General features: G+C 44.0%; 6 protein-coding genes. 1 reads left to right on the top strand and 5 read right to left on the bottom strand.

Annotation, left to right across the window (positions count from 1 at the left end; translation table 11 throughout):
• Positions 1-170 precede the first annotated feature (170 nt).
• Positions 171-1724, top strand: coding sequence for an Rne/Rng family ribonuclease (locus tag ACX0G7_RS04210; protein WP_458922176.1), 1554 nt, complete (start codon positions 171-173; stop codon positions 1722-1724).
• Between the two features lie 304 nt (positions 1725-2028).
• Here the strand turns inward: ACX0G7_RS04210 and ACX0G7_RS04205 are convergent, their stop codons facing one another.
• From ACX0G7_RS04205 to ACX0G7_RS04185, 5 genes are all read right to left on the bottom strand, one after another.
• Positions 2029-3507 (bottom strand): RagB/SusD family nutrient uptake outer membrane protein, encoded by a 1479-nt coding sequence (locus ACX0G7_RS04205; RefSeq protein ID WP_458922175.1) that lies wholly within the window; start codon positions 3505-3507, stop codon positions 2029-2031.
• A gap of 11 nt (positions 3508-3518) precedes the next feature.
• Entirely contained in the window at positions 3519-6590 is a 3072-nt protein-coding gene (locus tag ACX0G7_RS04200; protein ID WP_458922174.1) for a SusC/RagA family TonB-linked outer membrane protein, read from the bottom strand.
• Between the two features lie 313 nt (positions 6591-6903).
• Positions 6904-8298, bottom strand: a complete 1395-nt coding sequence (locus ACX0G7_RS04195; RefSeq protein WP_458922173.1) for a RagB/SusD family nutrient uptake outer membrane protein — start codon at positions 8296-8298, stop codon at positions 6904-6906.
• A 51-nt stretch (positions 8299-8349) separates the two neighbouring features.
• Positions 8350-11418, bottom strand: a complete 3069-nt coding sequence (locus ACX0G7_RS04190) for a SusC/RagA family TonB-linked outer membrane protein (protein WP_458922172.1) — start codon at positions 11416-11418, stop codon at positions 8350-8352.
• Positions 11419-11560: 142 nt separating this feature from the next.
• Positions 11561-12253, bottom strand: a complete 693-nt coding sequence (locus tag ACX0G7_RS04185; protein WP_458922171.1) for a zinc metallopeptidase — start codon at positions 12251-12253, stop codon at positions 11561-11563.
• Positions 12254-12787 lie beyond the last annotated feature (534 nt).

Raw genomic sequence — 12787 nt, 5'->3', positions numbered from 1 at the left:
TAAAACATTCTTCTTAAACGGGGCCGTGATCCGGCCCTTTTCTTCATTTTAGCTGATACAATTATCTGTCATTTACTGCTGGCCTGTTTCCGCATATTTGTCAAGTAATATCTACATCAGCAACTTCCATTCAGAGATGATTGGTTACCACGGCTAAAGACGATTGACGATTGAATAAGGAACTAATTATAAACGCGGCTCCACAGGGTGTAGAGATTGCACTTTTAGAGGATAAGAAACTGGTTGAATTACATCATGAAAAAACTGATGCTAATTTTGCCGTAGGTGACTTATATCTCGGAAAGGTCAAAAAACTGATACCCGGTTTGAATGCCGCTTTTGTTGACGTCGGTTTTGAAAAGGATGCTTTTCTTCACTATACCGATCTTAGTCCTTATGCACGTTCTCTACTTAAGTTTACCCAGGCAGGCATTAACGATAACTCCGCAAACGGATTTGATTTTGGAACTTTCCTGGTTGAGCCGGAGATCATTAAGACCGGCAAGATCAACGAAGTACTTAGTGGTAAGCCCAATATACTGGTACAGATTTTAAAGGAACCTATTGCCGCCAAGGGTCCGAGGCTGAGTTGTGAGATATCCTTACCTGGCCGGTTTGTAGTAATTACCCCCTTCAACGATATCGTAGCTGTTTCCCGCAAGATCCACTCTGCAGAGGAACGCAAGCGCCTTCAGAAGATAGTCGAAGCCATCAAACCAAAAAACTTCGGCGTAATTGTCAGGACCGCTGCAGAAGGAAAAAATACCGCGGAGCTTCATGAAGACCTTTCCATGTTGGTGGAAACCTGGAAAATAATTCAACACAACCTCAAAGGTGCGGTTGCACCCGCAAAAATACTGAGTGAGCAAACAAAAGCTACCAGTATGTTGAGGGACCTTCTGAATGAAGATTTCAATAAGATCGTTGTAAATGACCGCAATATCTTCAACGATACCAGGAACTACATTCAACGCATTGCTCCCGAAAAAACAGAGATTGTAGCATATTATAACAACGGGCTTCCGATTTTCGACCAGTTTGGCATCACCAAACAAGTCAAAGCTGCATTTGGAAAAACGGTGAACCTGCCAAGTGGCGCTTACCTTATCATTGAACATACTGAAGCACTTCATGTGATCGATGTAAACAGCGGATACAAAAGCGTAGGTAACAACCAGGAACTGAATGCGCTCGAAACAAACCTGGAGGCTGCAGCCGAAATTTCAAGGCAGTTGCGACTGCGTGACCTTGGCGGTATTATCGTTGTGGATTTTATTGACATGAAACTTCCCGATAATAAGCGCAAGCTTATGGAATCGATGGAGGAATTCATGCGCCCCGACCGCGCCAAACACGCCGTGCTTCCTATCTCCAAGTTTGGTCTGATGCAAATCACCAGGCAAAGAATGAAGCCTGAAATGAACATCAATACCCAGGAAGTTTGTCCAACCTGTAACGGTACAGGAAAGATTTCATCTACACTCCTCCTCGAAGATGAAATCGAGAAGAACCTAAGTTACCTGCTTACGCACCAGCACAAAGATCTCAAGTTGGTTGTTCATCCCATCATGCATGCCTATCTCACAAAAGGCAAATTATTCAGTTCCAGGCAATGGAAATGGAGGTGGAAATATGGCCGCAAGATAAAGATCAAAGAAAATACGAACTACCACCTTACGGAGTTTCATTTCTTTGATAAACACGAAGACGAGATCAAGCTTTAATCTCGCCTGACTGGTAGTTTGATGTTGCATTTAATCCTTTGATGTTGCATCTGATCACATGCCTTTCAAACTGAATTTGCTTTTTCAATATTCATTTGCCTTCAATTCGTTTTCTCCCGGTTATTCTGATTCTGTTGTTGCATGCATCTTAATGTTTTAAGCGTGACAGTTTCATCCAGGATTCTTTAACTATCGATTCGTTAATATAAAACAGGACACCCTCTTTTTTGGCTACATCGTTAAAAGCAAAAACTCCGGCAGGACCGGAGTTCTTAAGATATTAGAAAGATGATTGCGAATCTTATTAGTACCCGGGATTTTGAGTAAGGCTCGGATTTGCATTAAGTTCCCTGAAAGGAATAGGAAAGATAAAATGGTTTGAGTTTGGTGACTCTCCGTCAATCAGACGTGCGAAGCGACGTGCATCATGAATTCCAAATCCTTCAAAAGCCAGTTCCCGGCGCCTTTCCAGGTAGATCTGGTTAACGCTGGTAATTACGGTATATCCCGGAAGGCCGGTTCTCTCAGGGCTGTGAATCCTGTTCAGATCAGCCAGCGGAGTAGCACCTACCGTGGTACCAAGCCTGTAATTCGCTTCTGCCCTTGTGAGATACAATTCTGCAAGTCGGATGACCTTAACATTTTTATACAGGTCTCTCCATTTTGTAGTACGAGAAGCTCCATACTTGGTATAGAAAGCGGTATTAAACGCAAACTGGTTTGCGGCTGTCGGATTGGTTGTACTTGACTTTCTAAGATCACCTGTCTCATAAAGATTGAGGTGTTTTGTGTTGATCTCAATATCACCGTCTCTGCCACCAAAGATGTCAACAGAATAATATGTCTGCATATTGTTTGTTCCATCCTGGTCACTAACCTGGATTGCAAATATATCCTCGGCAGTATTTGCTGCCTGGTTAAAACCCGACATAATAGGAGTCAACAGTGACTTTCCGGTAGCACTGGTAATGCCTCGGTTGGCAGCATCTCTTGCTCCTGCATAATCACCTTTCTGCAGGTATGCCCTTGATAACATTGCAGCGGCTGCAGACTTTGTGGCAAATACACCATTGGTCGCAGGCAGTAAACCTTCCGCTTTTACAAGATCAGCGATGACTGATGCATAAACCTCAGCAACGGAGTTCCTGGCAGGCTTTGTGACTTCCGGTAATGCGTAGGTAGGCTTAGTTAATACAGGAACACCCGGGTTAATTCCGGCAGAAGCATCATATTGTTTTGCGAAAAATCTTACCAGCTCGAAATGCATGCTCGCCCTTAAAAATAAAGCCTCGCCTTCAACACGGCTGCGGTCTGCAGCAACAACACCACCAACGCTGTCAATTACACTGTTGGCGATATTGATAACATTGTAAGCACTGGTCCACATACCGGTCACCAGGCTGTTTGTAGTGATGATGTTCTTACCCCAGATCTCCCGGTAGTTATTGAATGTTCCGACCCAGTTCATCTCACCATCCGAAGCAAGCAGATCTGAAAGTATCTGTATGTTTCCACCATACAGGTTACCCGAGCTTGCAGCGTCGTAACCACCCTGTAATACCTTCTTTATATTAAGATCACCTGATAACGCGGTTGCAGGCTCCAGTCCCTGGGGATCTAAAAGGTTAAGTTGTTTTTTACATGAAGAAAGAGTAGTTAAAACCATCGCTACTCCGAAAAAGATATATTTGAATTTCATTCTTCCGTTTTTATGGTTCTTTGCGGGACGCAGTAACTGCGCAAAGTTCCCTTGTTCGTAAAATACTTTTGATGTGCGTTTCATAGCTGTAGTTTTTAGAATCCAACATTTAATCCGAAAACAATTGACTTGATCTGCGGCGCAGCGTAGAAGTCGCCACCCTGGTTGATATTCGAAGCCCTGTAATCAGTATTAACTTCCGGATCCCAACCTGTGTAGTTTGTGATTGTTGCAAGATTAACTCCGCTCAGGTAAACCCTTGCTGATCCCAATTTGAACTTAGAAAGTAACTGTGATGGAAGATTGTAAGCAAGTGTTACGTTTTTCACCCGCACATAAGAAGCGTCCTCCATGTATTGCGTTGATACAGCAGGTGATGAAAAGTCACCATAATAATTGAGCCTTGCTTCAGGTATCGTTGTATTATCGCCTGGCTTCTGCCATCTTTTTAACTGGTCCCTGGTCTGGTTGTCAAACCAGTCAGCCCGGGCGCTCATGTAACCACCTGCGCCATTAACAACATCATAATCAAATACACCCTGTAACAGGATGCTTAATTCAATTCCTTTGTAATTGAAGGTATTGGTAAGACCTGCAAAATATTTTGCGTTTGGATCACCAACAACAAACTGTCCGGCTTCATTATAATCGTTGGTTGTTTTACCATCCTGGGTATAGTAAAGCGCATCACCATTTGCAGCATCAACTCCTGCATATTTCTGGCCGTAGTGTACTCCTATCGGGTGTCCCACAATAAGTGCGTTCATATAACGCCCATCATTAAACGAAAGCGTATCCTGGTCGCCATCGATTTTGAGAACCTTGTTTTTGTTATAGGTAATGTTGAAACCGGTTGTCCACTGGAAGTCTTTACCAGCGAAATTTGTTGAGTTCAAAGTCAACTCGATTCCAGTGTTGGCAATTTCACCAACGTTAGTCAGGTAACTGAGATATCCTGAAGTTGATGGAATCGGCAGGTTGAAAATAAATCCTTTTCCACTACCAGCTGAACGTTTGTCATAAACGTCAATTTCACCGGTGAGCCTGTTGTTGAAGAAACCAAATTCGAGTCCCGCATCAAACTGGTTGCTGGTTTCCCAGGTCAGTAATTCATTACCTAACCTGTTTGGTGAAAGGACCGCACCGCCTGCATATTTGCCCGCGCTAAACGCACGCTGAGCCGAGTAATTTCCAAATCCCAGAGCATTTCCGAGCTGACCATAGCTTGCGCGAAGTTTCAGGAAGCTCAGGACCCCGCTCTCTTTAAGAAAATTTTCTTCGCTGATTATCCAACCTACAGAGGCTGCGGGAAATACGCCATATCTTTTATCAGCACCAAACACAGACGAACCGTCGTAGCGGGCACTTACCCCTACCAGGTATTTCTCGTTGAATTTGTAATTCAATCTTGCGAAATATGATTCAAGGGCAAATTCACTCAATGATGAAGTTCCACCGGTTATTTTACCGGCACTTGCGAGGGTCCTCAGATCGTCCGACGGAAATTGTTCGCCACTGCTGCTTGTGCTCCTGGCCTCAGACTTTTCAAAAGAAAATCCGGCCGTTGCATCAAACTCGTGAAGCTCGCCTGCTGTGAAACTATAATTCAGGTAGTTATTTGTTGTATACCTCAGGTTCTTGAGATAGGTACTTCTTCCGAAGCCGGCCGTAGCCTGCCCGTTAATGGTTCTTGAACCGTAAAATTCTTCGTCATTCTGGTTCTGGAAATCAAGTCCAAATTCTGTACGGAATAAAAGGTTTTTAGTGAAATTGTATTGTCCGTATACTGAACCAATATTCCTTGTGGTATAAGACATCCATTCCGCATTTTCATAATCGATAAGTGGATTGTAATAAGTAGTGGTTGGCCTGTCATACAATTTACCATTAAGGTCACGGATCGGTGTAATCGGTGCCAGTGCTACAATTTGCATTGGGGTAGAAAAGTCATTGTCTTCTGCAACACGTCGTGCATTGGTCCTTGATAGTGCCATGTTCACCCCAACACGGAGTTTGGTAGACAGCGCCTGGTCCAGGTTGATACGGCCGGAAATTCTATCGAAAGTATTTCCGATAAGAATACCGTCCTGGTTATCATAAGAACCTGAAATGTAATATTTCGTTTTGTCTGTACCACCCGATGCGGAACCATTTACTGAAGCAACATGTGCATTCTGAAATGCCTGGTCTTCCCAGTTTGTATTGGTCTGCAAAGTTTTCCAGTCACTATAACCGCTGTAACGGGTAAAACGGCCTTCCACGAATCCGACAACCTCGTCGATGGCTTCCTGCTCATTCACATATCCGTAAGGGTTTCCTGCACGGTTAAAATTGTATTTGGCGGAATTGGTCGCTGCTTCTGTGAACAACTCGATGTATTCTGCAGAATTCAGGAACTCTCTTTTATTGGTTGGTGTATTGATACCATACTGGAAACCTATGCTGTATTTTGGAGCACCTGATTTTCCTTTCTTGGTAGTGATAAGGATAACGCCGTTTGCTGCACGGCTACCGTAGATTGCGGTAGCTGCGGCATCCTTAAGTACGTCAAAGGTTTCAACATCATTGAAATTGATATCCGCAAGTGCATTGCCCGACAAACTTCCGGTGTTGATCGGAATACCGTCAACCACATAAAGCGGGGAGTTGCTTGCATTGATAGATCCTTGTCCGCGTATGCGCACTTTCACACCTTCACCCACCTTACCATTGTTTGATTCAACAAAAACTCCCGCGGCCCGGCCTTGCAGCGCCTGGTTGAAGTTTGGAACCGGTGTATTGGCGACCTCTGTTCCCTTGACTCTTACGGTACTTGAAGCAAGATCTCTTTTAACTGTAGTACCGTAACCCACTACCACAACTTCCGATAGTGATTTATCAGAAACCGTCATCGATACATTTACCAGTTCACTGGCGGCCGCTTCAAACTCTTCATATCCAACAAACGTGAAAACAAGTGCCGAAACTGAAGGCGCAACCACTAATCTGAATGAACCGTCTGAAGATGTGATAGTACTGTTGTTTGCATTTTTTGCCTTCACTGTTACTCCCGAGAGAGGGCTTCCATCTTTTGAATCTGTAACCTTTCCAATGATTTCTTTCGTCTGGGCGATGGCTTGCGTGCAAAGCAGTGCCAGGGCCATGATCAGGCAGTAAATTTTTCTCATGAGTTATTTGTTTGGTTTTTGAACGCTGCTTATGAAATTAGCTACTTTTTAACGTAAAACCTCGAATTGTATTATTTTTTATGTGATAATACTTATTCCAGCGCGTGATTATACGCATCGGCTGTGCAATACAGTGAATTTCTTGATCAGGATGAATCATATTAATATTATCACCATGATATATTTCCAACATTCAAGCCAGGTGGGTACCTGATCAGAACTGACCAACTACAGAAAAGCCCCGGTAAACCGGGGCCTTAATAAAACATGATATTGTGAGTTATCTGTGATTCTAACAGTAAAACATAAGCTGTTAGTAAGTTGGATTCTGGACAAGGTTCTTGTTCACATCTGTCTCACGTTGCGGGATCGGAAGCACCAGTTTTGGATGATCATAAGTGTAGGTGACATTATTAGTAGTGAGCGATTTTCTGGTGCGCTTCAGGGTCCATAAACGATCCCCCTCAAAACCCAGTTCGCGGAACCTTTCATCAACAAAAGCATCGGCACTGGTAATGGTCAACAGCGGTGAAGCGCCTGCCCTATCGCGAACGGTGTTGATATCGGTCAAGGGCGATACGCCCCCTATCGGTGCACCTGCCAGGCGATAATTAGCCTCACCTCTCGTCAGGAACATCTCCGAAAAGCGAACCACAGGTAAGGCCTTATAAAATTGCTGATACTTGCCAGTGTAAATTCCAGACACGCCGGCTATATTGGCTCCTTCATAAAAGAAGTCTCCGCGTACATCAGTTAATCCAAACAGACCGGGATAGGCGGTGCTTACCTGAACGTCACCACGACCACTGATCAGTGGTGGCGCCAGGGTATAGGCTGCATAAAAGGTGTTCATCCCATTATTATTAGTACCTGAATTGCTCTGAGAAGTTTGCTGGATTGCAAAAATATCCTCAACAGTATTATTCGCATTGTTGAAAGCTCCTGAAAAATTAACATTCAGGCCAAATTCATCACTCAATATCACTTCGTTCGCTGCTGTGGCTGCACCACTATAGTTCAACATGCTCAGATGTACACGCGACAGGAAAGCCAGGGCGCTGTACTTCCCTGCGCGGGCTGTTTCTCCAATCTCCGGAAGATCTGCTGCTGCCGCAGTAAGATCTGCAAGCACCTGTTTGTAAACTGCATCTACGGTAGCACGGGATGGGTTATGCTTTGAAGCATCATAACCATAAACGGGCTCAAGGACCAACGGAACTGCAAGATTGGTTGTCGCTTTGCCATCGGAATATGGAAGACCAAAATATTTTACCAGCTCAAAATAAACAATGCCCCTTATAAACTTTGCTTCGGCCACTATCTCATCGCGTTCATCTTCAGCCACAAGACCCGCCTTGTCAATTACAGTGTTTGCAATGTTGATAATGGAATAGGAATTTGCCCACATCCCGGTAGCAAGTGCGTTGGTACTTATCTGTGTTTTCCTGGTAAGATCTCTGTAATCGATAAATGTTCCGGCAAATAATACATGACCTGGGTTAGCCAAAAGATCGGCGGCCAGGTAATATCGTTCCCCATAAGCATTAGGTCCCTGGAGCAACGAATAGGCTCCGAATAAAACAGCCTTCACATCATCACTGGTTGTGATTTGCTCAGGCGTGATGTTCTGCTGTGGCTTAACATCAAGTTTTTTATTGCAACCAAATCCGATCATCGCGACCAGGACAAGGGCAAATATGTTATTCATTGATTTCATATTAGTTCTTTAATGATTCTCTGGTCCGTTAACGGTCCTTAATTAAAATTTCACATTCAAACCCAGGGAAATTGCCCTTGCCTGTGGGATTGTATAAAAATCGATACCCCCCGCTAAGTTAGCCGCAACATTAGCCGCCAGGTTAGTTGCCAAACTACCAGTGTGCACTTCCGGATCACCTGCATACTTTGTTGCCGTCCACAAATTGATTCCGGACACATATAATCTTGCGGAAGCGATTTTAAGTAATGATGCAACCTTTGAAGGAAGCGTATAACCGAGGGTCGCATTACGTAGCCTTATATAAGAACCATCTTCGAGCCAGAATGATGATGAACGATCGTTGGTGCCATAAGACAAACCAGCTCTTGGAACACCAGTGATGTCACCGGGTTTTTTCCAGCGATCCAGGTAACGGGTAGTCTGGTTATCGAATCCATTAGCAAGTCCTGACTCCATATAAATACCGGCCTGGTTGAAGATTTCATTGCCCTGTACGAACGTGAAAAATATGTTCAGATCAAATCCTTTATATGAAAATGAATTCCCGAAGCCTCCGGTAAAATCAGGGTTGGCTTTACCAACAACCCTTCTTTGAGCCTGTCCATAATTACTGGTTGTTTTCCCGGTGGAATCATAATATAAAGCATCACCATTAGCGGGATCAACACCTGCAAATTCCTGTAAATAAAAGACACCGATTGGTTCTCCTTCAACGGCACGTTGTACTCCACTTGTAATTATCTGGCCATCTATATCCTGTACTTTGTTTACGTTATACGCAATATTAAAAGACGTGCTCCATTTAAATTCTCCATCAAAATTCCGGGAGTTCAGAGACAGTTCTACTCCTTTATTATACATAGTGCCAAGATTTCTTAACACTGAAGCAAAGCCAGTTGAGGTTGGGATGTTGACACTAAGCAACAGATCAGAAGTGTTTTTCTGATAATAATCAAGCTCACCGGTCAAACGATTTTTGAAAAATCCAAATTCAACGCCTGCATCGAACTGGGCTGTCTTTTCCCATTTCAGATCGTCATTAGGAAGCTGTGTTGGCACAAATCCGGGAAGGCCCGGATAGTTTGAAACACCATAAAGTGCAAGAAAGTTATTTTGCCCTATTTCTGCATTACCCGTTAAGCCATAGCTGGCCCTGAGTTTCAGGTAGCTAAGGAATCCCGCATTGTTAAGAAAATCTTCTTCTGAGATGATCCAGCCAAGTGAAGCTGCAGGAAACCATCCGTAACGATTGTTTTCACCAAAGCGTGACGATCCATCTGCACGCGCACTTACTGTCACAAGGTATTTATCGAGGAAACTGTAGTTTGCCCGGAGAAAATATGACAGGAATGTGTACCTGTTATTGGTAGAAGTTCCGAAAGTGATATCGGTAGCTCCTGAAAGATTTTTAACGGCATCAGTTGGATAACCTTCACCCTGGGTAGTTGCCTGTTTGGTATCATTCTGCAGATAACTCATACCAACAACTGAAGTCAGCTTATGATTATCATTGATAGTTGGTGAGAAGGTAAAAAAGTTATTGGTATTCAGACTTGCGCTCGAAGTCGTAATCGCAGTCGCCCTTCCTATACCCGCACCATCGATAGTTTGCTTACCTGCAAAGCTTTCCTGGTAAAGATTTAGTACATCCACACCAAGTTCAGATCTGAAAGAAAGAGATGGCAGTATCTTAAGATCCGCGAATGCATTTCCCAGACTCCTGAAAGTAACCTGCTCATCACTGTTGTATTTAGCATCAAACAATGCGTTACCATATAAAGTCTGTCCGTTCAGGTCACCTGTTGCAGGATCAAGTAATGGGGACATGGGAAGTTGAGCAACAAGCTGGCCCGGAGTTGAAAAGGCATTGTCATTGCTGATGCGATCCAGTTGGGACCTGTTTAATGCAAGGTTCAAACCAACAGTGAGTGCATTGGTTGCCTTGTGATCAAGATTCAATCTTCCACCGTACCTGGTAAAAGTGTTATTGATTACGATGGCATCCTGCTTATTATAGAAACCTGATACGTAAAAACGGGTTTTATCTGAACCACCGGTTACGGAAAGATCAACCTGCTGTGATGTGGCATTTTTGCGGAATAGCTGGTCCTGCCAATCAGTATCAACTTCATAATTTTTATAGTCTGTTCCAAGGGCGAAGTTCCCGGAGAGATAACCTTCGTAAGCGTTGACATAATCGTCTATAGCTTCCTGTTCGGTGGGATACCCCGTGATTCCTTCGGCGAAGTCGATTCTTCCATCATTAGCGCCGGCTTCTCTGACAAGGTCAAGGTATTGACGGGCATCCATGAAATTGCGCTTGCGTGCGGGGTTACTGAACGTATTACTCAGGTTAAGCTCTATCTGTGTTTTCTTACCCAGCTTTCCTTTTTTTGTTGTAATGAGTATCACACCATTGGCGGCCCTTGCTCCGTAAATGGCCGAAGCTGCGGCGTCTTTGAGCACCTCTATAGATTCGATATCATTCGGATTGATGTCAACGAGCGGATTTGTGGGATCGTTGGTAACGTCTGAAACGCTGTTTGAAACAACGGGTAATCCGTCAACAATATAAAGCGGCTGACTGCTTGCTGAAATAGAGCTGGTTCCACGGATCCTGATCTTCATAGCCTGGCCAACCTTACCACTGCCAGATTCAACCACCACACCCGGAGCTTTACCCTGGATGGCAGCCTCAAAAGTCTGGAAAGGAAGATTTGCAACCTCGCCGCCCGGCACTTTTGAAATTGAGCCGGTCAGTTCCCTCTTCGAGGCGGTACCGTAACCCACCACAACTACTTCGTTCAGAGAGCCTTTGCCAGGAGTCATGCTGACCGACATGAGGTCTGAAATTGGCATTTCCACGTCCGTGAAGCCAACATAGGAGAAAATCAGAGTCGTGGCATTGGCCGGGGCGGTTATACGGAATGTGCCGTCAGCATCGGTAGTGGTGCTGGCCTGGGAGTTTTTTACTTTCACCGTCACGTCGCTGAGTGCTGAGCTGTCGACCGCACTTACGACTTTTCCGGTTACTTCTTTTGTCTGGGCAGACAGGTCCTGGCACAGGAACATAGCAAGCCCCATCAATAAGCAATACAGTTTTGTCATGAATATAAATTTTCGGGCGCAATATACGTATTAAGAATACCTTAACACATTTCTTCCAAGACAAAAAACCGGTGCAGAGCGCTGCACCGGTGAGTATAAGTGGGTGATTATCTTGATAGAAGGTAAATATACCGCGTAACCCTTATTCCCGCTCGCGGCTTCCACTCATATAGATGAAAATGTACTGGATCAGGGTGGCAATTGAAGCAAGTGCAGCGACCAGGTAAGTCATCGCCGCCCATTTAAGGGCGTCCTTGGCTTTAGGGTGCTCCTGGGCAGTTGTGACCCTTGAGCGGTCAAGCCACGCAAGCGCACGGCGGCTGGCGTCAAACTCTACCGGCAAAGTGATCACTGCAAAGAGGGTAGTCATTGCAAAAAGGATAATTCCGGCCAGTAACAGTTGCGGGAAGGTATTAACAAGCAGGATACCGGCAAGCAGGATCCACTGAACGATTCCCGCACTGAAAGATACAACAGGCACCAGGTTCGATCTGAGCTTAAGCCATTGATAAGCAGTGGCATGTTGCACGGCATGGCCACATTCGTGGGCAGCCACGGCTGCTGCAGAAACGGATACACCCTCATACACGTCAGGGCTCAGGTTAACCGTTTTATTGGCCGGATTGTAGTGATCGCTCAGAAACCCCTGGGATGATATTACTTTTACATCATATATCCCATTGTCTCTCAACATTTTCTCTGCAATTTCCCTACCCGTAAGGTTAGAGGCAAGACGAATGCGCGCATAAGTTCTGAACTTGCCTTTCAGCACCCCAGAAACCAGTAAACTGATTCCAAGAAACAACAACGAGACAATAAATATTGAACTTGACATAATCGATTTTTTAAGTTTTCAGAGTACGTACATCAAATGAAAATCCAGAATTTTTTTCAGGCCGTTTTATGCTAAAAAGACAATTTTTTTTACTGTTTTTGACACTCGATAAGTGAGTGAAAGCCAAGGGCTGACATTTTATCACAATAACTCATCTAAAACCAAAATACCCCTTCAAATTGTTAATTGTCAATATTTTATACAAAATAAAAATGAGGTTTCTGAAATGCATTCCCGGCACTAATTTTTATTCACAACCCTAAAAAATAATTTTGTTATGTGGCACTAATTTGTAATTTAGTGGCAGAATTTAATGGGTTAGTAAGTAAGGGGTCAACAGCAATGTTGGCCTTTTTACTTTGTAGGAAGTCCTGAAATCTCATCTTTCCCGGAGCTATTTTCCCAGGGTTTTTTACCGGATAATTATCTTCATTAAACTACATTCCGTTTTCATTTCAACCGGAACTTTAGCAAATCGGATCTGATCATCAATCAAAGATTCTACCACGAGCATAATAAATGGAATCTTTGGTT

Source organism: Flavitalea antarctica (assembly GCF_054461535.1).
The sequence above is the reverse complement of the archived record's forward strand: the minus strand, read 5'-3'. Positions and strand labels throughout refer to the sequence as shown.